The 24,724-nt window shown below is 34.7% G+C and carries 24 protein-coding genes and 3 tRNA genes; 23 read left to right on the top strand and 4 right to left on the bottom strand.

Annotated elements, in window-relative coordinates; genetic code table 11:
• Positions 1 to 6 precede the first annotated feature (6 nt).
• Both G558_RS0100850 and G558_RS0100845 read left to right on the top strand, forming a co-directional pair.
• Complete coding sequence (locus G558_RS0100850; RefSeq protein WP_028828463.1) at positions 7 to 3,480, top strand: Eco57I restriction-modification methylase domain-containing protein; 3,474 nt, start codon at positions 7 to 9, stop codon at positions 3,478 to 3,480.
• Positions 3,481 to 3,503: 23 nt separating this feature from the next.
• Complete coding sequence (locus G558_RS0100845) at positions 3,504 to 3,725, top strand: YdbC family protein (protein WP_028828462.1); 222 nt, start codon at positions 3,504 to 3,506, stop codon at positions 3,723 to 3,725.
• An 83-nt stretch (positions 3,726 to 3,808) separates the two neighbouring features.
• On the opposite strand, the gene ychF is transcribed toward G558_RS0100845, so the two are convergent.
• Entirely contained in the window at positions 3,809 to 4,906 is a 1,098-nt protein-coding gene (gene ychF, locus G558_RS0100840; RefSeq protein ID WP_028828461.1) for a redox-regulated ATPase YchF, read from the bottom strand.
• 65 nt (positions 4,907 to 4,971) lie between these two features.
• The gene (locus G558_RS0100835) at positions 4,972 to 5,589 is read right to left on the bottom strand and encodes an NUDIX hydrolase (RefSeq protein WP_028828460.1); all 618 of its coding nucleotides are present in this window, start codon (positions 5,587 to 5,589) and stop codon (positions 4,972 to 4,974) included.
• A 50-nt stretch (positions 5,590 to 5,639) separates the two neighbouring features.
• On the opposite strand from G558_RS0100835, the gene G558_RS0100830 reads away from it, so the two are divergent.
• Positions 5,640 to 6,041, top strand: a complete 402-nt coding sequence (locus G558_RS0100830) for a YkvA family protein (RefSeq protein ID WP_028828459.1) — start codon at positions 5,640 to 5,642, stop codon at positions 6,039 to 6,041.
• Positions 6,042 to 6,068: 27 nt separating this feature from the next.
• On the opposite strand, the gene G558_RS0100825 is transcribed toward G558_RS0100830, so the two are convergent.
• Positions 6,069 to 7,154: a pyridoxal phosphate-dependent aminotransferase gene (locus G558_RS0100825; RefSeq protein WP_028828458.1), complete on the bottom strand. Its 1,086-nt coding sequence runs from the start codon at positions 7,152 to 7,154 to the stop codon at positions 6,069 to 6,071.
• A 188-nt stretch (positions 7,155 to 7,342) separates the two neighbouring features.
• On the opposite strand from G558_RS0100825, the gene G558_RS0100820 reads away from it, so the two are divergent.
• The 19 genes from G558_RS0100820 (at position 7,343) to G558_RS11995 (ending at position 22,310) form a co-directional block, all read left to right on the top strand.
• Complete coding sequence (locus G558_RS0100820) at positions 7,343 to 7,558, top strand: FeoA family protein (RefSeq protein WP_028828457.1); 216 nt, start codon at positions 7,343 to 7,345, stop codon at positions 7,556 to 7,558.
• 42 nt (positions 7,559 to 7,600) lie between these two features.
• Complete coding sequence (locus G558_RS0100815) at positions 7,601 to 7,822, top strand: FeoA family protein (protein ID WP_028828456.1); 222 nt, start codon at positions 7,601 to 7,603, stop codon at positions 7,820 to 7,822.
• Between the two features lie 67 nt (positions 7,823 to 7,889).
• The gene (gene feoB, locus G558_RS0100810; RefSeq protein ID WP_028828455.1) at positions 7,890 to 9,758 is read left to right on the top strand and encodes a ferrous iron transport protein B; all 1,869 of its coding nucleotides are present in this window, start codon (positions 7,890 to 7,892) and stop codon (positions 9,756 to 9,758) included.
• Positions 9,759 to 9,768: 10 nt separating this feature from the next.
• Positions 9,769 to 9,942 (top strand): hypothetical protein, encoded by a 174-nt coding sequence (locus G558_RS13905; protein WP_156888479.1) that lies wholly within the window; start codon positions 9,769 to 9,771, stop codon positions 9,940 to 9,942.
• Between the two features lie 65 nt (positions 9,943 to 10,007).
• Positions 10,008 to 10,388: a DUF3783 domain-containing protein gene (locus G558_RS0100800; RefSeq protein ID WP_028828454.1), complete on the top strand. Its 381-nt coding sequence runs from the start codon at positions 10,008 to 10,010 to the stop codon at positions 10,386 to 10,388.
• A gap of 13 nt (positions 10,389 to 10,401) precedes the next feature.
• Positions 10,402 to 11,316 (top strand): RluA family pseudouridine synthase, encoded by a 915-nt coding sequence (locus G558_RS0100795; RefSeq protein ID WP_028828453.1) that lies wholly within the window; start codon positions 10,402 to 10,404, stop codon positions 11,314 to 11,316.
• A 19-nt stretch (positions 11,317 to 11,335) separates the two neighbouring features.
• A complete protein-coding gene (gene pyrR / locus G558_RS0100790) occupies positions 11,336 to 11,860 on the top strand; it encodes a bifunctional pyr operon transcriptional regulator/uracil phosphoribosyltransferase PyrR (protein WP_028828452.1) in 525 nt (174 codons plus the stop codon).
• Positions 11,861 to 11,968: 108 nt separating this feature from the next.
• Positions 11,969 to 12,044 (top strand) — tRNA-Val (locus tag G558_RS0100785).
• A gap of 18 nt (positions 12,045 to 12,062) precedes the next feature.
• A tRNA-Tyr gene (locus tag G558_RS0100780) sits at positions 12,063 to 12,147 on the top strand.
• 43 nt (positions 12,148 to 12,190) lie between these two features.
• Positions 12,191 to 12,264, top strand: a tRNA-Gly gene (locus G558_RS0100775).
• A gap of 160 nt (positions 12,265 to 12,424) precedes the next feature.
• Entirely contained in the window at positions 12,425 to 13,486 is a 1,062-nt protein-coding gene (hrcA, locus tag G558_RS0100770) for a heat-inducible transcriptional repressor HrcA (protein ID WP_084502767.1), read from the top strand.
• A gap of 13 nt (positions 13,487 to 13,499) precedes the next feature.
• Positions 13,500 to 14,114: a nucleotide exchange factor GrpE gene (grpE, locus tag G558_RS0100765; protein WP_028828450.1), complete on the top strand. Its 615-nt coding sequence runs from the start codon at positions 13,500 to 13,502 to the stop codon at positions 14,112 to 14,114.
• A gap of 83 nt (positions 14,115 to 14,197) precedes the next feature.
• Positions 14,198 to 16,024, top strand: coding sequence for a molecular chaperone DnaK (dnaK, locus tag G558_RS0100760; protein WP_028828449.1), 1,827 nt, complete (start codon positions 14,198 to 14,200; stop codon positions 16,022 to 16,024).
• 63 nt (positions 16,025 to 16,087) lie between these two features.
• Positions 16,088 to 17,284: a molecular chaperone DnaJ gene (dnaJ, locus tag G558_RS12000; protein WP_071604434.1), complete on the top strand. Its 1,197-nt coding sequence runs from the start codon at positions 16,088 to 16,090 to the stop codon at positions 17,282 to 17,284.
• A gap of 170 nt (positions 17,285 to 17,454) precedes the next feature.
• Entirely contained in the window at positions 17,455 to 18,615 is a 1,161-nt protein-coding gene (locus G558_RS0100750) for an NAD(P)/FAD-dependent oxidoreductase (protein WP_028828448.1), read from the top strand.
• Positions 18,616 to 18,627: 12 nt separating this feature from the next.
• On the top strand, positions 18,628 to 19,497 hold the full coding sequence (locus G558_RS0100745) for a class I SAM-dependent methyltransferase (protein ID WP_028828447.1): 870 nt from the start codon (positions 18,628 to 18,630) through the stop codon (positions 19,495 to 19,497).
• Entirely contained in the window at positions 19,498 to 20,181 is a 684-nt protein-coding gene (locus G558_RS0100740; RefSeq protein WP_028828446.1) for an RluA family pseudouridine synthase, read from the top strand.
• A 77-nt stretch (positions 20,182 to 20,258) separates the two neighbouring features.
• Entirely contained in the window at positions 20,259 to 21,761 is a 1,503-nt protein-coding gene (pap, locus tag G558_RS0100735) for a polyphosphate:AMP phosphotransferase (protein ID WP_028828445.1), read from the top strand.
• Between the two features lie 3 nt (positions 21,762 to 21,764).
• On the top strand, positions 21,765 to 22,310 hold the full coding sequence (locus G558_RS11995) for an FUSC family protein (RefSeq protein ID WP_028828444.1): 546 nt from the start codon (positions 21,765 to 21,767) through the stop codon (positions 22,308 to 22,310).
• Here G558_RS11995 and G558_RS0100725 read toward each other — a convergent pair whose 3' ends face one another.
• The gene (locus tag G558_RS0100725; RefSeq protein ID WP_028828443.1) at positions 22,311 to 23,237 is read right to left on the bottom strand and encodes an AEC family transporter; all 927 of its coding nucleotides are present in this window, start codon (positions 23,235 to 23,237) and stop codon (positions 22,311 to 22,313) included. It lies immediately after the preceding gene.
• 112 nt (positions 23,238 to 23,349) lie between these two features.
• On the opposite strand from G558_RS0100725, the gene G558_RS0100720 reads away from it, so the two are divergent.
• Entirely contained in the window at positions 23,350 to 24,720 is a 1,371-nt protein-coding gene (locus G558_RS0100720) for a cobyrinate a,c-diamide synthase (protein ID WP_028828442.1), read from the top strand.
• Positions 24,721 to 24,724: the final 4 nt, after the last annotated feature.

Genomic DNA, 24,724 nt, shown 5'->3' with positions numbered 1-24,724 from the left:
TATATTATGGACGCAAGAAAACAATTTTTCAAAGATACGCTTGAAAAATCCTTTGAGATATCACAATTTACAAAATTTACAACTGAATTCTTTAATAATTTAGAGATCGTTCGTCCTGACAAATTTGTGAATGATTCGAGAAAATGGTCTGAATTCAGTTATCACATAGAGGGATATCATCATATTGCAAATTTTTCTGGTGAAGACAGAGCGAAGATTGCAGTGTTTGCAGTAGAACTCAAAAGCCATAAAACTGTAGAAAATGCACGCAGCATGCAGAGAAACTTTGTAAAAAAGCTCATGGATGCGGCTGGAGTTGATGGAGCAATAGCGGCATTTTACACAAAAGGAGAAGGCAAGTGGAGACTGTCATTTATTAGGCTGGATTACGAATTTGCAAAAGGAAAAATCACCGAGAAACTCACACCTGCAAAAAGATATTCATATTTAGTGGGAGAACTGGAGCCGTGTCATACTGCTGAAGAGAGACTGTATCCAATATTTATGGATGATCAGGGTAATCCTACTTTGGATCAGATTGAAGAGGCATTCAGCGTTGAAAAAGTTACTAAGGAATTTTTTGAGAACTATAGAAAAAAATACATCGGACTCAAAGAGCATCTGGAGTCAAATGAAGATTTTATGCACGAAGCAGAGCGTCTGGACTTCACGAGTGAACAATTTTCAAAAAAACTCATGGGTCAGCTTGCATTCCTTTATTTTATTCAGAAAAAAGGCTGGCTGGGAGTAAATGCTTTTCCTGAAACACTGACACAAAAGCAGTATAATGACGCACTGTATTTTAAAGGAAAAATCACAAAAGAGATTATTCCTGCAGTATATGGACAGACGGGTGAAGATCAGTATACAAGAATAAGCGGAAAGACGATTGAAGAATATGAAGTAAGCAAACAGGAAATACTTGCGGCAGCACTGAAAGGTCAGTCCTGGGGTACTGGTCCAAGAGATTTTTTAAGAAAGATGTATGACAACTGCCAGAAAAAGAATCTTAATTTTTTTGACGATTATCTGGAGCCGCTTTTTTATGAAGCATTAAACGAGCAGCGAGGAGATATAGGATATTACAATAAGCTGAAATGCAAAGTACCATTTTTGAACGGCGGCCTTTTTGAACCTCTTGACAATTATGACTGGAACCACAATGATTTTGATATTCCAAACGAAATGTTCTCAAACATTGATTTAAAAGGAAAAGAAGATGCGGACGGAATACTGGACATTTTCGACAGATATAACTTTACAATGAACGAAGACGAACCGCTTGAAAAAGAAGTTGCAGTAGATCCCGAGATGCTAGGAAAGATATTTGAAAACCTTCTGGATGTAAAAGACAGAAAATCGAAGGGAGCATTTTATACTCCAAGAGAGATAGTTCACTATATGTGTCAGGAGAGCCTTGCAAATCACATTTCAAATGAAACGGGAATCTCCTATGATGCCATAAAAGATTTTATTGTCTACGGTGAGTTCATGAAAGATCAGGATACGAATATAAGCAGCAGAAACGGAGATTCAGAACTGTTTATTTCAACGGAGATTCTTGACACAAAAAGCAATATAAACAGATTGAAAGATGTGGATGATGCACTTGCAAATATCAGAGTAGCTGACCCTGCTGTGGGCTCAGGTGCATTTCCTTTGGGAATGCTGTCTGAGATAGTAAGGGCTAGAAAAAACATAACAGAATATATGGTAATGATTATCAATGATAAGTTCAAATCCAGAATGCTATACGAAATAGACCGACATCCTTTGAATCTGAAGTATCACACTATAAAAAACTCAATATTTGCAGTAGACATAGATCCTTCAGCAGTAGATATAACAAAACTCAGACTCTGGCTTTCACTTGTTGTAGATCAGGAAACGGATGAAAATGCAGTTGATGATGGTATGCACGCAGTAACCAGAAATCCGCGACCGCTGCCAAACCTTGATTGCAATATAAGATGTGGAAACAGCCTCATTGACGAGCTTGATGGAGCAAAGCTTATAAACGAAAGTGATTTGTTTGGAAATAGAGTTTATCAGATTTCAGTGGGTCAGAATCAGTACGATTCGTTACTTTCAAGGCTATTTGAAGCACAGGACAGACTGTTTTATGAAAAAAATCATTCTGAAAAAGAACAGATAAAACGGTCTATCAGATCAATAATTGATAATATTGTATTACTGAACCTGGGAGAGGGAATAAATCCTGCAATAGTTGAAAAATATAACGAAGTAAAAAATCAGCCGTCTCCGCCATTCTTTCTATGGCAGCTTGAGTTTGCAAGAGTGTTTAAGGAAAAAGGCGGGTTTGATGTAGTAATTGGTAATCCTCCTTATGGTGCAAAATTTTCAAAGAATGAAAAAAATATATTATCAAAATTATATAGATTTGTACCTGATTATGAGTCTTCAAATTTCTTTATAGATAAATCCAAAGAGTTGTTAAAGTTTGATGGATTAGTGAATTATATAATACCGAATATGTTTATGGCTAATATTAATGCCAAAAAATATAGGGAACAGCTTATACAAAATTGGGAAATATTAGTAATTGACGATTTGTCTAATATTGATGTATTTGATTCTGCAAAAGTTAGAACTTGTATTATACTTTTAAAGAATAATGATAAGGAATTTTTTGCAAAATTCAACAAAATGACTATCAAATTAAATCAAATCAAATTTTTAAAAAGCAAATGTACAACAAAAAATGATTTATCAAATTTTATTGATAACTGGCTCAATATTATTGATAAGAGTAATGATCAAATAATCATATGTAAAAAAATAACTAATAATTCTATACCATTTAGCGATATTTCTGATATTTCTCAAGGGTTGATTCCTTATGATAAGTACAGGGGTCACTCAATAGAAACAATAAAGAATAGAGTATGGCATTCTGATTTTAAAAAAGATGAAACATACAGGCCAGAGTTAGCTGGAAAGGACGTGAATAGATTTTCTATTAAATGGAATGGAAAAATATGGATAAGTTATGGCGATTGGTTAGCAGCGCCTAGGAAAAAAGAATATTTCAACTCAGAAAGAATACTTATAAGAGAAATAACAAATCCTAGAATATTAGCGGCGTTCACATCAGAAGAATTTTATAATACACCATCAATTATTAATTGTATTAATATAAAGTGTAACATTAAATATATATTAGGGATCTTGAATTCAAAATTGATGACTTATTATCATATGTCAAGCTCACCAAAAGCAAATAAGGGATTGTTTCCAAAAATATTAGTTAATGATGTAAGGCGTTTGCCAATAAAGTATGCTGACGAGATTGATCATATTGAGATGGTAAAATTGGTTGACGAGTATATCAAGGCTTTAGAAGTATCTTCAGATGATGAAATCTCTGAAATCGATAAAAGAATAGATGAATTAGTCTATAAGATTTATGATATAAATGATTCGGAGGTTAAAGTGATTGAAGAAACTGTTAAATGTTAAAATTTATTTTTATAGGAGAGTATATGGCGGATATAAAATATGAAATAACTGAAGAAATAGGAATATTATCAGAAAGCTCAAAAGGATGGACTAAAGAGTTTAATTTGATTAGCTGGAACGACAGAGAGCCTAAATATGACATCAGAGAATGGGCTCCGGATCATGAAAAAATGGGCAAGGGAGTAACCTTGTCAATCGAAGAAGCCAAGGTACTAAAAGCTTTACTGAACTCAATAGATATCTAAAGGCAAAAAAAGCACACAGAAGGTGAATTGTTATCCGACTTCCTGTGTGCTATAATTTTGTATTTTAATATTTACACTAAATCCTAAACATTAAATCTGAACAGCACGACATCGCCGTCTTTCATTACATAATCCTTGCCTTCGAGTCTCACAAGGCCTTTTTCTCTTGCGCTTGCAAGGTTTCCGCCGTGCACCATTATTTCGTCAAATGATATAGTTTCTGCTCTTATGAATCCTCTTTCTATATCGGAGTGAATTTTTCCGGCTGCCTGAGGGGCTTTTGTTCCTTTTACTATTGTCCAGGCTCTTGTTTCCTGAGGTCCTGCTGTAAGGAATGACAGAAGGCCAAGCAGTGAATAACTTTCTTTTACAAGTTTATCAAGTCCTGATTCGCTAAGTCCAAGTTCTTCAAGGAACATTAGTTTTTCATCATCTTCAAGCAATGATATTTCTGCTTCTATCTGAGCGCATACAACTATAACGCTTGAACTTTCGGTCTTTGCGAAATCTCTTACTATTTGCACAAATTTATTTCCGTCTCCGTTATCAGCAACGTCACCTTCAGCTACGTTTGCTACATATATTATGGGCTTGTAGCTAAGCAGATTAAGGCCTTTTACAAATTCTGCTTCATCTTTTGTAAAGTCTGCGGTTCTTACCGATCTACCATCTTCAAGTACCTCAAGTACTTTTTGAAGAACTTCTACTTCGAATGCAAGTGACTTGTCAGACTTAACAAGCTTTGACGATTTTTGAAGTCTTCTTCCTACCAGGTCTATATCTGAGAATATGAGTTCCAGGTTTATGGTCTCTATGTCTCTAAGAGGATCAACATCACCATCTACGTGGGTAATATTTTCGTCTTCGAAGCATCTAACAACGTGAACTATGGATTCTACTTCTCTTATGTGGGACAAAAATTTATTGCCTAGTCCTTCTCCTTTGCTGGCACCTCTAACGAGTCCGGCTATATCATAAAATTCTATATAGGTTGGGACTATTTTTTTTGAATCGTAAATCTTTGCAAGTTGCGCAAGTCTTTCGTCTGGTACTGATACTACTCCTACATTTGGTTCGATTGTACAAAACGGATAATTTGCTGATTCTGCTCCAGCTTGTGTAATTGCGTTAAAAAGTGTACTTTTTCCTACGTTTGGTAATCCTACTATTCCTAATTTCATTTATATTAATTCCTTTCAATTTTTATCAAATGTCGACATATTATTATACTCTAAATTTGAGATAATTACAATCGTCTTAGTTTACCTATAAAGTTTTCGAGAATCATTGCTGTCATGCCCCATATTATCTTGTTTTTATATCTATAGAAGTATGTCTTGTAGTTTGCATTCCTGAATTTATATTTTTTCCCGTTTGGGATGAGGTCAAAAGGAAAGTTATCATCAAAATTTGGAATTAGTGAGTTGACATGCTCTTCTGGGGTATAATTACTTAAGAAGGACAATGGTACAGTGAATATAGATTCTACTTCATCGGTATTTATCTTTATATCATCGATACTGGATATTTTACCCAAGAAGCTATGAATTATTATTCCAAATGGACTTACAAATAAATCGAGTTCTGTGGTAATGTCTATTTTATCTTTTTCCAAGCCAAATTCTTCATAAGTTTCCCTGATTACAGTCTCTAAAGGAGATTCACCAGGTTCCATCTTTCCTCCGGGAAAGGAGACCTCATTTGGCTGAGTTTTTAGAGATGATGATCTTATCTGAAATACTATATGAAGTTCATCATCTATATCGACAAGTGGGATAAGGATTGAAGATATTGTGTAATCGTTAGAAGATAAAATATATCTCTGATAGTTTTCGAAGTATTCTTTAATTTGTTCGTAGTTCATAAGGGCTCCTTAAATGACTTTTTAAATATTATAAAAAGCAGGTGTTTAGTATGAAAAAAAAAAATAATATGAAATTTGATAATTTTAAAATCCTGGATTATTTGAATATTTTTGGTGATTTCAGGTATATAAAGGATTTATCTGTAGTTTTAAAATCAAAAAATGTTTCTTTTTTCAAGAAGCTGTTTATATTGTCGCTTTTGTTGCTGACTTTAATATATGTCATTTTGCCAATGGGCATTATTCCTAATACATCGCCTGGTTTTGGCTTGATAGAAGATATTATAGTTGGTGCTGCCATGTTTGTCTTTATAGGTACCATTATTGGCAATGAAATAAAAAAAATCAAGGCTGAAGAAACATTGGCGGGTAACAATAAAAAAAGTAAGATTGTAAAATTTGAGAATAAAACTCCTCCTCGCGACAGCGGGCCACATAACAAGATAAACTAATTAATAAAAATGAATAATGCATATGCATTATTCATTTTTATTAAGGATTTTTGCAAGTTCTGATATTAATAGTTCGTTGTCATTATGTTTTAATGCACATATTCTGAAGAAACTTTCACCAAGTCCATTAAAACTGCTGCAGTTTCTTATTGCGATTCCTTTTTTTATGAGTTCATTATATATAAATTCTGTGTTAATATCAGGATTAAGGATTTCGCATAATATAAAATTGCCCTTGGTCGGATAAGTTTTCAGATCATTGAATTTTGAAAGTTCTGATTTAAGAAAGCTCATCTCATTTGATAGTTTATTAAAAGTTTCATTTATATATTCAGAATCCGTAAACATTATTTCTCCCATAGTCGAGGCTATTATGTTTATATCCCAGAGGTTAAATTTGGAGTTTATGAATGTTCTCGCATCCTTGTTTGAAGTGAGAGCATATCCCAGTCTTATCCCGGGTGTTCCAAAAAACTTACTTGTACCTCGTATTACAAAAAGATTATCATAATCTGTAGTTAAAGGGGCAGATGAAAAAACATCTTTTTCTGAAAACTCTATATAAGTTTCATCAATAAGAAATTGCGCTTTAGTATTTGTTATCATTTTTATCATATCAGTTCTTGAAACTATTGTCCCCGTAGGGTTATTTGGATTACATATTATAACGAGCTCTATATTTTCTTTGTTAACATAGTCAATTAATTTGTCAGTATCAATAATAAAGTCTTCTTCCTTATTAAGGAAGAATCTGTGTATTTTAGAACCGTGGTTTAAAAGTTCACTCTCGTACTCAGAGTAGGCGGGCTGTATAAGCAATGAATTTTCGGGGGAAACGAATTGTATATAATTTGATATAAGTGATGTGGCACCATTACTTAATATGATATTTTCATCTACGCATTCACAGTAATAAGAAATTGATTTTTTAAGTTTGATGTAATCTGGGTCGGGATATATGGAAACTATATCGATATTTTCCGAAATATATTTCAGTGCTTTGGAGCTTGCACCGAAGGGATTTATATTAGAACTGAAGTCTAGTATATTATTTATATCAAAATTATATTGTTTTGACAGCTCAAACAAATTTGCACCGTGTTTTTTACTCATTTTGCACCTCTCGTTTTTAAATTATAAATACATTTTAGGCCATATTTTAATTATATACAAGTGTAAAAATATAATTCATGCTATTTTTACATTGATTCTTGACTTTATGGGTCATCTATAATATAATTGATATAGATTATCAATTAGAATAATCTTTTATAAAGGATCATTAGAGAGAGGTGTTGTATATGCCCTTAAGTATGGCCAGAACAAATAATGAAGTAACGGTTGTGGATTTCAGAGGAAATCTCGCAGTTAGAAAAAGACTTAATGAACTTGGGTTGATTAAAGGCACCAGAATTAAAATAATACAAGGATCTAAAAATGGTTCTATGTTGATAAAAGTTTTAAACTCCAAACTTGTAATTAATTTATCAACAGCACACGGAGTTATAGTGTCCTAATTTAATTTTATAATTTAAACAAGAATCATCATGGAGGATATTATGAGAAATCTCAGTGATTTAAACATTGGCGAAACAGCGGTGGTAGAATCTATAGATATAACAGGAATTTTAAAAAGAAGGATTGTAGATATGGGTCTCACCAAGGGAAGTACGGTAAAAATAGAAAGAGTAGCTCCTATGGGTGATCCTATTGATATAAAGGTAAAGAATTCTCATATAGCTATAAGAAGGTCGGATGCTTCAAATATCCGTATAAAATAAATCTCAATGGCAGGATACAGCACCCTGCCTTTTTTAGACAATAAAATAAATTAATTGGAGAAAATATATGTCGCAAAGAAACTTTACAATAGCTTTGGCAGGTAATCCAAACTGCGGAAAAACCACTTTATTCAACTCTCTTACAGGGTCCAGACAGTATGTTGGCAATTGGCCAGGGGTTACGGTAGAAAAAAAAGAAGGTTATTTTGTTTCCAATGGAGATAAAATAAAAATTGTTGATTTACCGGGTATATATTCTCTTTCACCCTACTCTATGGAAGAGATAGTATCTAAAAATTATATAATTGAAGAAAATCCTGATGTAGTAGTAAATATTGTAGATGCATCAAATTTAGAAAGAAACTTGTTTCTTTCTCTTCAACTGTTGAGACTAAAAAAGCCCATGGTAATTGCTTTAAATATGGTGGACGTTGCTAAACGAATGGGTCACGAGATCAACATAAAGGAAATGGAAAAAACTTTGGGCTTAAAAGTGATTCCTATTGTAGCTTCAAAAAATGAAGGAATAGAGGAGCTTGTTGAAGCTATAAGGACCCAAAATATTAGTAATGAAGAAACTCCTTTGATTAAGGATTTTTTTGATAAAATTTCAGAAATTGAAAAAATTGCTGACTCTGAAGATTTGAGAGAAGAACAAAAGACTGATTTAACCTATGAATTTATAGAAAACATATCAGGAGCTATATTAAAAAAACCTGAAGAAGAAAAATATACGGTAAGTGACAAGATAGATCAAGTTTTAACTAACAAGTATCTGGCTATTCCAATATTTGCACTATTTATGTTTTTTACTTTTTTTGTTACCTTTGATCTTGTTGGGAATCCGCTTAATGAGTTGATAGATGGACTTATAACAGAAACTATTGCGCCTGCAGTAAAAATGCTTTTACTCTCCATTGGAGCGCAGGGGTGGCTCATATCTCTTATTGTTGATGGGATACTTTCAGGCGTTGGTGGAGTTCTTGTTTTTATACCCAATGTCGCTTGTCTTTTCCTTATGATATCTCTCATGGAAGATACTGGATACATGGCCAGAGTTGCTTTTATAATGGACAGAGCAATGAGAAACATAGGTCTTAGTGGAAAGGCTTTTATACCTTTGGTACTTGGAATAGGATGCAATGTTCCGGCGATAATGAGTACAAGGACGCTCGAAAGTGAAAAGGACAGACTTACTTCTATACTGATAAATCCCTTTGTTTCATGTTCGGCGAGATTGCCAGTGTATACTCTTTTTGCAGCAGCTTTTTTTCCGGGCAATGAGAAATATATTGTTTTTTCCTTGTATGCACTGGGTATATTAGTTGCAATTGCAGTTGGTCTTGTTTTTAAGAAGACTCTATTTAAAGCTGAAGAAACTCCTTTTATTATGGAACTTCCTCAATATAGATTTCCGTCATTAAAAAACCTGTTTCTTCATATATGGGACAGGGTAAAGGGTTTTATTATAAGGGCGGGAACGCTTATATTTGGAGCTTCGATAGTCCTTTGGTTTATCCTTAACTACAACTTTGCTGGACCTTCAGAAATAAATAACAGTATTGGAGCATCAATTGGAAAGCTTATTGCCCCTTTATTTGCACCACTTGGTTTTGGAAACTACCAGGCATCACTTTCGCTTCTTACAGGAGTACTTGCAAAAGAAGTGGTAATTGCAAATATGGCAATAATTTATGGAGTGGGTGAGACTGCTGGCGAATTTGCGGCGACGCTTTCTTCAACATTTACCCCTATTTCAGCTTATGCTTTTATGATATTTGTTCTTCTTTATACACCGTGCGTATCAGTAATAGGTGTTATAAGAAGGGAAACAAATTCACTTAAATGGACGGCTTTTTCGGTTTTATATCAACTGGGGATAGCCTGGTTTGTAGCCATGGCTTTTTACCAGATTGCAAGCCTGTTATTGGGCTAAAGGAGATAATATGTTATCATATATTATTGGTTTCATAATTGTAGTGTTTGGCATTTATATTCTCATCAAATCCTTAAAAAAAGAAGTAAGTGATGGATGTTATGCATGTCCATCTAAAGATAAATGTGAACTTAGAAACCGTAGCGGGGTTTCTGTTACAAAATGCGATGGTAAAGAGAAGTAGCAGATAATAAGATATAAGAAGAATGTCTTTGTTGAGACATTTTTCTTATGTGGGAAAGAGGGCATATGAAAAAAATATTAGTGTATGGAATTGATGAGCAGAGATTAGGTGTAATTTCTGGTATTGCTTCTAATTTTTGCGACGAGGTTCACTTTGTAAAAAATAGTGAGCTTTCTGAGAGGGTAATTGATATACTTGAAAAGGAAGCGGATCCCAAATTTTCAGAACAACCTTTAAATGAGCTGGAACTTTGCATGTTTGGAGGATTTGACAGAGAAAGTATATTTGAGTTTATAGACATGATGAAAGAAACTGGTATAAAAAGACCGGTTTTTGCAACGGTAACTTCGAACAATCTTGAATGGGATTTTGAGAGAGTCCTTGTGGATGTAAATCAGGAACATATTGAGATGCAAAAGATGAATGCTACAAATGCTAAAAAGTGATTAAGGAGTTAAGATGGAAAAAAGCAGATTTTATGTAACAGAAGAAGACTCTGGGACGAGACTTGATCAATATCTCTCTTCGCAGATAAACATAAGCAGCAGGTCATTTATTCAAAAGAATATCAAAGACGGAAATATAAAAGTGAACGATAAAATAAAGAAGTCCAGCTATATTGTTCAAGAAGATGATATAATTGTTATGAATATTTGTGATCCAGTTGAACTTGATATACTAGCTGAAGACATACCGCTTGATATAATGTATGAAGACGATGACATTATAATAATCAATAAGAGCAAAGATATGGTTGTACATCCGGCCCCTGGAAATTATACGGGTACTCTTGTGAATGCGCTTTTGTTTCACTTCAAGGATAAGTTGTCTACAATAAATGGAATAAAGAGGCCTGGAATTGTTCATCGTATTGACAAGAACACCACAGGGGTACTTGTTGTTGCAAAAAATGACAAGGCGCATAATTCGCTCTCAGAGCAGTTTAAAGACCATAGCATAATAAGGGAATACACTATGATAGTATTAGGGAATCCCAAAGAAGATAAGTATACAGTAGATGCACCAATAGATAGAAATCCTAAAGACAGGCTAAAAATGGCTGTTGTTGAGGGGGGAAGGCGGGCTGTAACTCATTTTGAAGTAATAAAGAGGTTCCAGGGTTACTGTCTTTTGAAGGCTAATCTTGAAACTGGAAGAACTCATCAGATAAGAGTGCATTCGCTCTACAAAAAATATCCACTACTTGGTGATGATTTATATTTTGGCGGTAATTTCAAGTTTAAAACTCAAGGACCTGTTCTTCATGCCGGAAAACTCGGTTTTATTCATCCATCAACAGGAGAATATGTAGAATTCAATTCTCAGCTTCCAGAATATTTTTCTGATATCATAGACAAGCTGACAGAAATATAGTGTATAAGGAGATTTTTCAATGAAAGCATTAATTATGGACGAAAAAGATATTTTCAGAGCAGTTACAAGGATCAGTCATGAAATTATTGAAAAAAACAAAGGCACAGAAAACATTGTTATAGTTGGAATAAAAACAAGGGGAATATATCTTGCGCAAAGCATTTCTAAAAAAATAAATGAGATAGAGAAAGCTCAGCTTAGTACGGGAGAATTGGATGTAACAAATTATAGAGATGACCTTGAACAAAAAAAAATAAATACTGTAAGCGAAGGGAATAATCTATCATTTTCAATAGATGACAAGGTGGTAGTACTTGTGGACGATGTATTATACACCGGCAGGACTGTGAGGTCGGCACTTAACGCGCTTATGGAAATTGGGAGGCCAAAATCCATACAGCTCGCAGTGCTTATTGACAGAGGTCACAGAGAACTTCCTGTAAGGGCGGATTTTGTTGGAAAGAATGTACCTACTTCAAGAGAAGAGATTGTTAAGGTAAGCATACAGCCCTTTGATCAGAAAAATTCGGTTGCTATTTTTTAAAAATATAAAAAAATTTTAAATTTCCATTGACAATAGTCCGTTGATTTGGTAATATAATAAGCGTAGTAAGGATAATACTTACTTTAATAATTACTTGATTGTTTGCATGGGATCATAGCTCAGCTGGGAGAGCACCTGCCTTACAAGCAGGGGGTCATAGGTTCGAGCCCTATTGGTCCCACCAAAATACAATCAAATATATGGTGGAGTTCCCGAGTGGCCAAAGGGGGCAGACTGTAAATCTGTTAGCATCGCTTTCGGTGGTTCGAATCCACCCTCCACCACCAAAATTTCAATATATAGTACTTTTAAAGATTTCCTTCTTACCACGCGGGTGTAGCTCAGTGGTAGAGCCCCAGCCTTCCAAGCTGGTTGCGAGGGTTCGATCCCCTTCACCCGCTCCAATTGATTGATACCCAGACTTCTTACATATTTTCATATGATAAGGAGTTTTTTTATTGTAAAAATTGAAAATAATGTTGACACAATAAGCAAAAAGGTATATTATATGTATAGATTAGCACTCGATGTTATAGAGTGCTAACAAAGATAGAGTGAGGTGAAATGATGACTTCATTGATCAATTTAAGTGACAGGAAAAAAAGAATACTGCAATTTATTATAAAAGAATATATAGATACAGCCGAACCTGTTGGATCAAGAACTATATCCAAAAACAAGGATTTGGGAGTGAGTGCTGCGACAATCAGAAATGAAATGTCAGATCTGGAGAAGCTTGGTTTATTGCTTCAACCCCACACTTCTTCTGGCAGAATACCATCAGCTGAAGCTTATGAACTTTATGTTCAAAATCTATTATTTGAAGATTTGCCTTTTAAAAACACAGATGACAATATGAAAATACTTGAAGAGATGAATATTTTTGACAATATAACGCAAATCAATGCACTGATAGATCATTCTCTCAATATGCTTACAAAAATAACTAACTATACGGCATTCGCAGTTTCTAAAAAAAATGTTCAGGCAATATATATAAAACATGTTTCTCTGGTAAAGATAAATGAGAAGCAAGTTGTTATTGTTACCGTGCTTGATAATGGACAAGTAAATAATTGCATCGCCAATATGAGTACAGATGTCAACGATGACACTATAAAACTTATGGGTTCAATGATTAATGACAGTCTTGTTGGTAAAAACATAGCCGGCATTGACATAGACCTTCTTGATTTCATAAGAATAAAACTCGATGCCTATGCATCTTTATTTGATGATATTACAATGAATCTAAACAGTGCATTCATAAATGAAAACACGTTAGAATTTGCTCTTGATGGGGCTACTAATATGCTGGATTATCCAGAATTTCATGATATCGAAAGAGCCAAATCCTTTATGGATTTTTTGAGTAGCAAAGATGAAGTTAAAAACATCCTTGATAAACAGGGTATTCAGAAGAATGATATAAATATAATAATAGGTAATGAGGATATGGGCTCAGTGGTTAAAGATTGTGCCATTATAACGGCCAACTTTCATTATAGAGGGTCTGTAGTAGGGAAGATAGGACTGATAGCTCCAAAAAGGATGGATTATGACAAAGCATACTCAGTCATAAGTTATATTCAGTCAAAAATAAATTCAATAATAAATGACTCGTAGAAAGGAAAGAAAAATGGACAAGAAAGAAAAAAACACCTTGGATGAAGATCTGATACAGGCTATTGAAAATACGGCTGAAAATATCAGTACAGATGAAAATGTTGAAGACAACCAGGAATCAAGAGAAAAAGAAGCAAATACTGGAGAAAAAATCTTAAATTTTGCTAAATCGAAAACAAAAAAAGACAAATCTTCTGCTGAGCTTGAAGAGGCAAAAAAACAGATTGAAGAGCTTAAAGCTACTGTGCAGAGAACTCAGGCAGATTTCATGAATTACAAAAGAAGAACTGAAAAAGAAAAAGAAGATATTTCTGCTTTTGCAAACGAAAAAATAATCATGGAATTTTTGGGTATAATGGACAACTTTGAAAGGGCGCTAAATGCCTTTGATGATGAAGAATCATCTGTATTCAAAGGGGTCGAGATGATAAAGAAACAGATGGAAGGTGCACTTTCAAAAAGCAGTGTTGAAGAAATAAAGACAGACTGTAAATTTGATCATAATATGCATCACGCAGTAATGCAAGAGGCTGGTGAAAATCCGGATGAGATACTTGAAGTATTTCAAAAAGGCTACAAGTTAAAGGGTAAAGTAATAAGACCGGCAATGGTAAAGGTATCTAATTAGATAGCCAAAATACTGCTATAGCAATATAGAAGTTTGAATAAACAATAACGTTTTTATGAATAAAAATTCAGGAGGATTAAAAAATGGGAAAAGTAATAGGAATTGACTTAGGAACAACCAACTCATGTGTTGCTGTTTTAGAAGGTGGAGAACCAGTTGTAATATCAAATAGAGAAGGATTTAGAACAACTCCTTCAATAGTTGCATTTTCTAAAGATGGAGAAAGAATAGTAGGAGAGCCGGCTAAGAGACAGTCAGTGACAAACCCTGAAAGAACAATAAGTTCTATCAAAAGAGAGATGGGAACTGATCACAATGTGATGATAGATGGAAAAAAATATACTCCACAAGATATTTCAGCAATAATCTTGCAAAAACTTAAGGCAGATGCTGAAAGCTACCTTGGAGAAAAAGTAACTGATGCAGTTATAACTGTACCTGCATATTTTACAGATGCTCAAAGACAGGCAACAAAAGATTCAGGAAGAATAGCTGGTCTTGATGTGAAGAGAATCATCAATGAGCCAACAGCAGCTTCTATAGCTTATGGATTTGATAAAGATGGAAGGGAAGAAAAAATACTTGTATTCGACCTTGGTGGAGGTACTTTTGACGTATCTATACTAGAGCTTGGAGATGGAGCATTTGAAGTGCTTTCTACAAGCGGAAACAACAGATTAGGTGGAGATGATTTTGATGATATACTTGTAGATTATATGGCAGGCGAATTTAAAAAGCAAGAAGGCGTAGATCTTAAAGCTGATAAAATGAGTCTTCAAAGACTTAAAGATGCAGCTGAAAAAGCTAAAAAAGAGCTTTCTTCAACAATGTCAACAAATGTGAATCTTCCGTTTATCACAGCTACGGCAGAAGGTCCAAAGCACCTTAACATGGACCTTACAAGAGCAAAATTTGATGAGCTTACAAGAAGACTTGTAGATGCGACTATGGAACCTACAAAAAAAGCACTTGCAGATGCAAAATTATCAACAAGTGATATAGATAAAGTTATACTAGTTGGTGGATCAACAAGAATACCAGCAGTACAAGAGGCTGTAAAAAATCTTACAGGCAAAGACCCTCACAAGGGAATCAATCCAGACGAGTGTGTTGCGCTTGGAGCTGCAATCCAGGCAGGAGTTCTTACAGGGGAAGTAAAAGACCTGTTATTACTTGATGTTACCCCTCTTTCACTTGGAATTGAAACATTAGGCGGAGTGTCTACTCCAATTATAAACAGAAATACTACAATACCAACTAAGAAATCTCAGGTATTCTCTACGGCAGCTGACAATCAGACGGCAGTTGATATTCACGTACTACAAGGTGAGAGATCAATGGCATCTGATAATATAACTCTTGGAAGATTCCAATTGACTAATATTCCACCAGCTCCAAGAGGGATTCCTCAAATTGAGGTAATATTCGATATAGATGCAAATGGTATAGCTCACGTTACTGCAAAAGACCTTGGAACAGGTAAAGAGCAATCAATAACTATAACATCATCTACGAATCTGTCTGAAGACGAAATAGATAAAAAAGTTAAAGAAGCTGAACTTCACGCTGAAGAAGACAAACTGAAAAAAGATAAAATGGAAGCGCTTAATCAAGCAGAATCTACAATTTATCAGACTGAAAAGACACTTGAAGAAGTGGGAGAAAAGGCTTCTCAAGAAGAAAAAGATGCTGTAAACGGGGCTATAAGCGATCTTAAGACTCTTGTAGCTGATGAAAATGCATCTGGCGAAGATATAAGAAAAGCAATAGACGAAGTAATGACTAAATTCCATTCAATATCACAAAAGATGTATGAAGAAGCTCAGGCAGCTCAAGGAGAAAATCCGGAATCAGGAACTGAAGAAGCTAAAGATGACAATGTTGTTGATGCAGAGATTATAGAAGAGTAATAAAAAATATTACGGCAGGCTTGCGGATTTTTCCGCAGGCTTTTGCCTTGAAGAGGTGATACGGTGGCGAAAAAAGATTATTACGAAGTTCTCGGAGTTTCAAAAGATGCAGATGAGAAAGAAATAAAGAAAGCCTTTAGAAAAAAGGCTATGGAATTTCATCCTGACAGAAACCCAGATGATAAAAAAGCTGAAGAAAATTTTAAAGAAGTCAATGAAGCATATGAGCACATTTCGGATCCTCAAAAAAGAGCGGCTTATGACAGATTTGGTCATGCAGCCTTTGAACAGGGCGGTCCAGGCGGAGGCGCAGGCGGATTTGGAGGCGGCGGTTTTGGAGGCTTCGAAGATATATTTGAAGGTATCTTTGGAGGCGGATTTGGAAGTACAGGAAGCAGACAGAGAAGAAATGGACCTCAAAAGGGAGAAGATATTCGCTACAGAATGAATATCACTTTTGAAGAGGCTGCTTTTGGAGTAGAAAAAGAAATCAATATAACAAGAGAAGAAGAATGTCATGAATGCCATGGATCTGGAGCAAAAAAAGGAACATCAGCAAAAACATGTCCTGTTTGTCATGGAAGCGGCCAAGTACAAAAGCAGGTTAGAACTCCTTTTGGTACTATGATGAGCGCAGCTGTCTGTGGAAACTGTAATGGAACCGGTGAAGTAATTGAAGAAAAATGTTCAAAGTGTAAGGGTAAGAAAACCGAAACTGTAAAGGTGAAAAAATCTGTTAAAATACCTGCAGGTATAGATGACGAATCAACACTTAGAATTGCTGGAGAAGGCCAACCTGGAAGCAAGGGCGGTCCACGCGGCGATGTATACCTTACAATTTACGTACTTTCACATAAATTATTTGAAAGAGAAGGAAATAATGTATGGCTTGAAATTCCTATTTCATTTACTCAGGCGGCACTTGGTGCTGAGATTGAAGTTCCTACTCTTGATGGCAAGGTAAAGTACAAAGTTTCAGAAGGTACTCAGACAGGCACAATATTCAGGGTTAAGAACAAAGGTATTCCATATATAAGCAATCCTGATAAACGTGGAGATCAGATGGTGAGAGTTACTGTTGAAACTCCAAAAAACCTTACAGCAAAGCAAAAAGCTATTCTTGAAGAATTTGCTGCTGAAACAGGCGAAACAAAGAATTCAGAAGCAGTTGGAAGTAACAAGGAAGAGAATTCTGAAAAAAATTCCGAAAAAAAAGAAAAATCTTTCTTTAAAAAGATGAAGGATTCTTTGAAAGACTAATATTTAAGGATTAGAGTATACGATTATTCTAATCCTTTTTTTATTTTTTAAATAAAAAAATCAGTGACTTGATGACAGCCTTTTATTGTGTTATCATTTAAAATAACATAATTAATTTTGTATATTATTTCTTGGACTTGAGCAATATGGTCACGTTAAGGAGGAAAAACATGAAAGTTTTGATATTGGGCAGCAGTGCAGGAGCGATTTCTTGTGCAGACACTTTAAGAAAGAATGACTCAGACGTTGAGATAACGGTAGCAGGTAAAGAAACCAGACTCCCATATTACAGGCCTCAACTATCACATATGCTTTGTGATGGGAAAGAAGATAAACATTTTTATCTTAAAGCAGAAAACTATTATAAAGATAAGAATATAGAATTGTTAACTGGCAAAGAAGCTGTAAAAATAGACAGAGATTCAAAATCAGTAGAATTTGCTTCAGGAGAAAATATAAAATATGATAAACTTGTGTTGGCAGTTGGCAGTATAAATTTCGTACCGCCGGTTGAGGGTTCAGACATACCTGGAGTATTTGACCTGAAATTCTATGATGATATGGAAAATATAAACACCTATATAAGAGACAAAAAAACTGTGACTATAGTAGGTGGAGGGCTTTTAGGAATCGAAGCAGCATGGACTTTTAGAAAATCTGGAAAAAATGTGAATATACTTGAATTTGGAGACAGGCTCATGGCAAGGCAGCTCAGCGAAAAAGCGAGTCAGATAATTCTTAAAGAACTTGAAAAAGAAGGAATAAATGTATTTACGCAAAAAAGTACAAAGTGTATAATAGGAAGTGATAAGGTTGAAAAAATAATTCTTAATTCTGGCGAAGAGATTTCTACAGATATGATTATGTTTTCTGTTGGAATAAGACCGCAGATTGGTCTTGCATCAGAAGCAGGTCTTGAAACAGACAAAGGAATAGTAGTAAAAGAAGATATGAAGACTTCGGATAAAGACATATATGCTGTGGGAGACTGCGCTCAGGTAAACGGGGTATGTCTGGGTATATGGCCATTAGCTATGCAAACAGGAAAAGTAGCAGCTATGGATATCCTTGGGAAAAGTATCGAATTTACTATGAATCCACCTGCGACAATACTAAAAGCACTGGATATAGGAGTATATTCAGCTGGAGATGTAACTGACAAAGACGATGAAATAGAGATACTTGAAGGTGAAAACTATAAACTTTATACTTTCAAGAATAATATTTTTACTGGAGCGAATCTAATTGGAGAGACAAAACTTTCATCTAAGATTTTTTCAATGCTTACAAAAAAAACTACCAGAGAAGAGTTTCTGGAAATAATTAAATAAGGAAGGCAATTGATGTTAATATTAGCAAATAACTGGAAAGATTATAAAATACTTGATGCAGGTGAAGGCGAAAAGCTGGAAATCTGGAAAGATGTGGTATTAAGAAGACCCGATCCCCAAATAATCTGGAAAACAGACAAAGATCAGAAAATGTGGAAAGATGTTCATGCATCTTATCACAGGAGTACTCAAGGCGGGGGACAATGGGAGAATAAAAAGAAGTATCCCGAAAAGTGGATTGTACAATATAAAGACTTATCTTTTTATATAAAACCTACGGGCTTTAAACATACAGGACTTTTTCCTGAGCAGGCCGCAAACTGGGACTGGATGACAGAAAAAATAAAAAATGCCGGAAGACCTGTTAAAGTACTCAATCTGTTTGCTTACACTGGCGGAGCGACTTGCGCAGCTTCAAAAGCAGGAGCAGCCGAGGTGTGCCATGTGGACGCATCCAAAGGAATGGTTACATGGGCAAAGGAAAATGCTGAAATAAGTGGACTTAGAGAAAATAAGATAAGATTTCTTGTGGATGATGTATTCAAGTTCGTAGAAAAAGAGATAAGAAGAGGAAACAAATACGATGCTGTCATAATGGACCCACCATCTTATGGGAGAGGTCCCAAGGGAGAAATTTGGAAACTTGAAGATGAGTTGCCAAAACTACTTGAGCTTACTTCAAAGGTTCTGACAGACGATCCACTTTTTCTGCTTGTAAATTCCTACACAACAGGCTTTTCTCATATCTCGCTAAGCAATATGATGAAAATTGTATTTAAAAAATTTGATTCAAGATTTTCCTCTGGTGAAATAGGAATACCAATAGGAAATGGTGACTTAATTCTGCCGTGCGGAATATATGCAAGAATGGAGAATAAATAGATGTTAAATGTAGTATATGAAGATAATCATATAATAGTAGTTGAAAAACCTTTCAATATGCCCACGCAAGAGGATGAGTCAAAAGACAGAGACCTTTTGACAGCAGTAAAAGAGTATGTAAAGGTAAAATACGATAAGCCTGGAGACGTATATATAGGTATGGTACACAGGTTAGACCGAGTAGCAGGAGGACTGATGGTATTTGCCAGAACCTCAAAGGCGGCATCAAGACTCTCTGAACAGATAAGGGACAGGGAATTTTACAAAGAATACATGGCAGTTGTTGAAGGTCATATTAAAGCAGAAAAAGCTCAACTTGTTGATTATGTTAAGAAAGACAAGGATACAAATACAGTAAAAGTTGTCAGTAAAAATGTAAAAGATTCTAAAGAAGCTATACTCAAATATGAGATGATAGAATCTAAAGACAGGCTAACACTTATTTCAGTGAATCTTCTTACAGGGCGACCTCACCAGATCAGAGTTCAGTTTTCAAGCAGAGAAAATCCAATCTGGGGTGATGGAAAGTATGGATCATCATATAAGAGCAGAAAAGGGATTGCTTTGTGGTCCACAAAATTGGAATTTATGCATCCTACAAAAAAAACAAAAATGACATTTGTGTTAGAACCACCTCTGGTAGAGCCTTGGGATAAATTCAAGGTTAACAGGAAGATGGATTAAAATATTGGATATTTTTTTAAGGTGATTAACACATTTCTATGAGGTTAGTCACCTTTTTACATACGAGAGGTGACGATATGCTTGAAAAAGTCGATTTAAAACTTTCTGTATCTAAAGAGGAATATGATGAAAAGATAGATAATCTAAGATCTGAGCTGTTTTTACTTCAACAGGATATTAAAAAACTCAAAATTCCAGTTATAATTCTTTTTGAAGGCTGGGGAGCGTCGGGCAAAGGAAGTACTATATCTTCTGTAATAAGGTCATTAGACCCTAGAGGCTTTGATGTATATTCAATATCGGCAGTTAACGAATATGAAAAAAGAATGCCACCTCTTTACAGATTTTGGGAAAAAACACCTGAATATGGAAACATAGCTATATTTGACAGAAGCTGGTATTTTGACATTTCAACAAATATCATAGATACTGCAGGTGAGTTTCGGGAAAAGATAGAATCATACGATGAAATCAATACTTTTGAAAGGCAACTTTCAGATGACGGAACACTTATAATAAAGTTTTTCCTTCATATAGACCAAAAGGAACAAAAACAGAGATTTAAGAAACTGCTAGATGATAAAACGACAGCATGGAGAGTCACTGACAAAGATAAAAAACATAATAAAGAATATAGTGAGCATTTTGAAGCATTTGATGTAATGATAGGCAGGACGAGTAACACAACTGCTCCATGGAATATCATTCCTGCAACCGATAAACGGTATTTAAGAATAAAAACTCTGGAAATAATAATAGAACAAATCAAAACTCACATAAAAGTAAAATCAGATATAGAAAAAAGTGTAATAATCAACAACACCATAAGTATCCAACCTGAGTTTTATATTTTAAAAAGCAATAAATTAAAAGAAATTGACCTCACAAAAGATATTTCTGATCAAGAGTATGAAGCGAAATTAAAAAAATATAAAGACAAGATAGAGACTCTTCAAAATATTCTTTATCAGAAGAAAATCCCTGTGGTTATTGTTTATGAAGGTTGGGATGCAGCTGGGAAAGGTGGGAGCATAAAAAGGATTGCGTCTGCTCTTGACCCACGCGGTTATAATGTAACGACCATTGCCGCTCCAAATGAATGTGAAACTGGTCATCATTACCTGTGGAGATTCTGGAAAAAAGTTCCAAAGACAGGACATATATCCATATATGATAGAAGCTGGTATGGAAGAGTTTTAGTTGAGCGAGTTGAAGAATATTGCAAAAAAGAAGAATGGATGAGAGCCTATAACGAAATCAATGAATTTGAAGCCACCCTCAACAAGTGGGGAGCTGTAATAATTAAATTCTGGCTTCATATTGATAAAGAAGAACAGCTTAAGCGTTTCAATGAACGAGAAGACACTTTTTCTAAAAAATATAAAATTACAGGTGAAGACTGGCGAAATCGTGACAAATGGGATGAATATGAATCATCTGTAGATGAAATGATAAACTATACTTCAACTGATTTTGCACCATGGAATATAATCGAAGCAAAAAGTAAAAACTTTGCGAGAATAAAGACTATGGAAATTTTTATCGATAAATTAGAAAGAATATTAAAAAAAGAGGACTAATAAATGCCACCTAAAGTTGATGTTTATAAATTTGTTCCAAAACCAGGGATGAGGATAATAAAAACTGCCATAGCCACATTTTTGTGTTTCTGTGTAGATGCACTAAGAGGAATAAATCAGCCTATATATTCAGTTATTTCGGCTATAATATGTATGCAAAAAGATATAGATAATAGTTGGACTGTTTCTAAAAATCGTATCATAGGAACTTTTGCAGGAGGTATGTTTGGGGTGTTGGCTCTTTACAGCGTCAATATAATACCATTCATGGACATTGATATTGTAAGGTTTGCATTTATATCTGCTATGATTGTACCTATGCTTTTTGTGATGAAGCTTATGAAAAAACAAGGAGCAGCATCTGTAACGGGGGTTGTATATGCTAGTATTGTAATACTTCACGTTGGTAGCAATGAGGTTATATTTGCGGCAGCTACAAGAATGCTGGACACGATTGTAGGTATAATCGTGTCACTTTTCGTTAATGTAATGTTTACAAGAAAAACATTGAATATATTAATAAACGATGAACAAGAAGAAGATCATTAATTACATAAGGCTTAGTATAAGCGGAATAGAAATTAATGAAATCAGTGTACTCATAGATATTATTTCTGAGGCAAGGAGACTGTCGTTCTCGTACTTTGTAGCAAACATCGTTGCGTAGCCAGCTGTGGGCATGGATATGAGAATAAGTGGGATAGTATAAGACAAATTCTCAGCAGATATTAATTTTAGTATAAGCATTGTTATAAGTGGTATAGCAAAGAGTCTTACTAAAGAAGATATATATATATACTTGTTTTTTATTATATTGGAAAGATTACTATTTGCAAGAGATATTCCTACAATTATCATAGCTACGGGAGACATTGCGCCTGCAAGCAGGTTTACAGTGGATATAAGTGGCTCAGGAATATAAAGAGGCGTAGTAAAAAGCACCATACCAGTTAAAATTGCAAGAATAGCTGGAGTTTTGAGTAGTGAAAAAACTGGATTTTCAGTGACTTTAACCGGACTATTCTTTGACACTGTATTAATGCCTACTGTCCATGCAAAAAATTCAAAGCCCATATTACACATCACAGCATATATTATTGCATCTGGTCCTATTAAGGCATTGATAATTGGATAACCCATAAAACCTACATTTGGAAGTATCATAGAAAGTACATGGATGTCTTTTCTGTTTTCAGGTTCCGCATATTTTCCAGAAATAAATTTAGCCAGAAAATATGAAATAATGTACATTCCAAACATAAAAAAAGACATTTTAAGACCTCTTGTGAGGATGTCATATGAATATTCGATATCAAAGGACTTTATAAGCGTACATGGAAGAAGCACATAAAGAAGCAGCGACGTCAGTTCTCTTTGACCTTCGGATGAGAGTATTCTCCTTTTCGAAAGAAAAAACCCTACCAGGATTAGAAGAAAGATAACAGATACTTTTGAAAATATAAGATAAAAATTCATTTATTACTCCTTGTCTTGATGATATAATTATTAAATACTATATTTAAAATTATATCACAATATATATAAAATAATAAGATTAAATGGAATTATAGATGGAGGAATAAAGCATATGAAAAAACTAATGATTGCAGCAGTTAGCAGTTCAACAGGAAAGACGACTGTGAGCTGTGGACTTATGAGAGCCTTAAAGAAGAGAAATATGAAAGTTCAGCCCTTTAAAGTAGGACCTGATTATATTGATACAGAATATCACACTAAATCCAGCGGGTATAAGTCGAGGAACCTGGATGAATTTATGCTGCCCCTAGAAGAAATCAAATATATATTTGGAAAAAATTCACAAGACAAGGATATATCAATAATTGAAGGGGTTATGGGTTTTTATGATGGCTACGGATCATCCCTTGATTATTGCAGTAGTGCGAACATATCAAAAATCTTATCTTGTCCTGTAATTCTGGTTATAGATGCACGTGCTATGGCTGCATCGGCGGCAGCTATTGTATATGGATTTAAAAACATTGATAAAGAAGTAAATATTGCAGGGGTAATAGTAAACAATGTAAATTCCCAAAGTCATTATACACTCCTTAAAGAATCGATAATGAAGTATGCTGGAGTCCCAGTTGTAGGAAGAATACCAAGAGATGAAAACTTCAGTTTGTCATCAAGGCATCTTGGATTAACCCCAAGTTTTGAAATAGACGAGCTGGATGATAAACTGGATTATGTGGCTGGAAAACTTGAAGAGTATTTGGACATAGATAAGATTCTTAAGATAGCAGAAGGAGATAAGAATGAATTTGACAGCGCAAGAAGAGATGAAATAAGAAATATAACCAATGTAAAACTTGCAATAGCTTATGACAAAGCATTTAATTTTTATTATCAGGACAACCTGGATCTTTTAGAAGAAATGGGAGTGGAACTGGTAAAATTCAGCCCTCTTGAAGATAAACAGCTTCCAGAGTGTGATGGTATCTATATAGGAGGAGGTTTCCCTGAGGTGTTTGCCTCAGAGCTTTCAATGAATAAGGGCATTCTTGAGAATATCAAGCAAAAATCACTGGAAGGCATGCCCATATATGCTGAGTGTGGAGGACTGATGTATCTTGGAGAAAGAGTTGAAGATATGAATGCGAACTCATACAAGATGACGGGAATATTTAGAGGCACAAGTAAAATGCAAAGCAAACTCCAAAGATTTGGATATTGCAGTGGAAAGTCCAACATGCAAACGACCATATCAGACAAAGATCAAATTGTGAAAGGGCACGAGTTTCACTATTCAGTGTTTGAATCTGAAATGGATAATGCTTATGATATGTTCAAAGAAATGTCAAACGGCGATATAAAGCGCTGGGGAGGCGGGTATTGCATAGGAAATACCCTTGGAACATATCTGCATACACATTTTTGCAGCGATTATAAAATATCACTTAACTTTATCAATGCAATGGAAAAATACAGAGAAAAATAGAGAA

Source organism: Proteocatella sphenisci DSM 23131, from assembly GCF_000423525.1.
In the GTDB taxonomy this organism is placed as follows: Bacteria; Bacillota; Clostridia; order Peptostreptococcales; family Filifactoraceae; genus Proteocatella; species Proteocatella sphenisci.
Note: the sequence above shows the minus strand (reverse complement) of the source record. Positions and strands in the feature narration are given on the sequence as shown.

Coding starts and splice junctions, on each gene's coding strand:
- G558_RS0100850 (WP_028828463.1), top strand. CDS start 7: ATGGACGCAAGAAAACAATTTTTCAAAGATACGCTTGAAAAATCCTTT.
- G558_RS0100845 (WP_028828462.1), top strand. CDS start 3,504: ATGGCGGATATAAAATATGAAATAACTGAAGAAATAGGAATATTATCA.
- ychF (WP_028828461.1), bottom strand. CDS start 4,906: ATGAAATTAGGAATAGTAGGATTACCAAACGTAGGAAAAAGTACACTT.
- G558_RS0100835 (WP_028828460.1), bottom strand. CDS start 5,589: ATGAACTACGAACAAATTAAAGAATACTTCGAAAACTATCAGAGATAT.
- G558_RS0100830 (WP_028828459.1), top strand. CDS start 5,640: ATGAAAAAAAAAAATAATATGAAATTTGATAATTTTAAAATCCTGGAT.
- G558_RS0100825 (WP_028828458.1), bottom strand. CDS start 7,154: ATGAGTAAAAAACACGGTGCAAATTTGTTTGAGCTGTCAAAACAATAT.
- G558_RS0100820 (WP_028828457.1), top strand. CDS start 7,343: ATGCCCTTAAGTATGGCCAGAACAAATAATGAAGTAACGGTTGTGGAT.
- G558_RS0100815 (WP_028828456.1), top strand. CDS start 7,601: ATGAGAAATCTCAGTGATTTAAACATTGGCGAAACAGCGGTGGTAGAA.
- feoB (WP_028828455.1), top strand. CDS start 7,890: ATGTCGCAAAGAAACTTTACAATAGCTTTGGCAGGTAATCCAAACTGC.
- G558_RS13905 (WP_156888479.1), top strand. CDS start 9,769: ATGTTATCATATATTATTGGTTTCATAATTGTAGTGTTTGGCATTTAT.
- G558_RS0100800 (WP_028828454.1), top strand. CDS start 10,008: ATGAAAAAAATATTAGTGTATGGAATTGATGAGCAGAGATTAGGTGTA.
- G558_RS0100795 (WP_028828453.1), top strand. CDS start 10,402: ATGGAAAAAAGCAGATTTTATGTAACAGAAGAAGACTCTGGGACGAGA.
- pyrR (WP_028828452.1), top strand. CDS start 11,336: ATGAAAGCATTAATTATGGACGAAAAAGATATTTTCAGAGCAGTTACA.
- hrcA (WP_084502767.1), top strand. CDS start 12,425: ATGATGACTTCATTGATCAATTTAAGTGACAGGAAAAAAAGAATACTG.
- grpE (WP_028828450.1), top strand. CDS start 13,500: ATGGACAAGAAAGAAAAAAACACCTTGGATGAAGATCTGATACAGGCT.
- dnaK (WP_028828449.1), top strand. CDS start 14,198: ATGGGAAAAGTAATAGGAATTGACTTAGGAACAACCAACTCATGTGTT.
- G558_RS0100750 (WP_028828448.1), top strand. CDS start 17,455: ATGAAAGTTTTGATATTGGGCAGCAGTGCAGGAGCGATTTCTTGTGCA.
- G558_RS0100745 (WP_028828447.1), top strand. CDS start 18,628: ATGTTAATATTAGCAAATAACTGGAAAGATTATAAAATACTTGATGCA.
- G558_RS0100740 (WP_028828446.1), top strand. CDS start 19,498: ATGTTAAATGTAGTATATGAAGATAATCATATAATAGTAGTTGAAAAA.
- pap (WP_028828445.1), top strand. CDS start 20,259: ATGCTTGAAAAAGTCGATTTAAAACTTTCTGTATCTAAAGAGGAATAT.
- G558_RS11995 (WP_028828444.1), top strand. CDS start 21,765: ATGCCACCTAAAGTTGATGTTTATAAATTTGTTCCAAAACCAGGGATG.
- G558_RS0100725 (WP_028828443.1), bottom strand. CDS start 23,237: ATGAATTTTTATCTTATATTTTCAAAAGTATCTGTTATCTTTCTTCTA.
- G558_RS0100720 (WP_028828442.1), top strand. CDS start 23,350: ATGAAAAAACTAATGATTGCAGCAGTTAGCAGTTCAACAGGAAAGACG.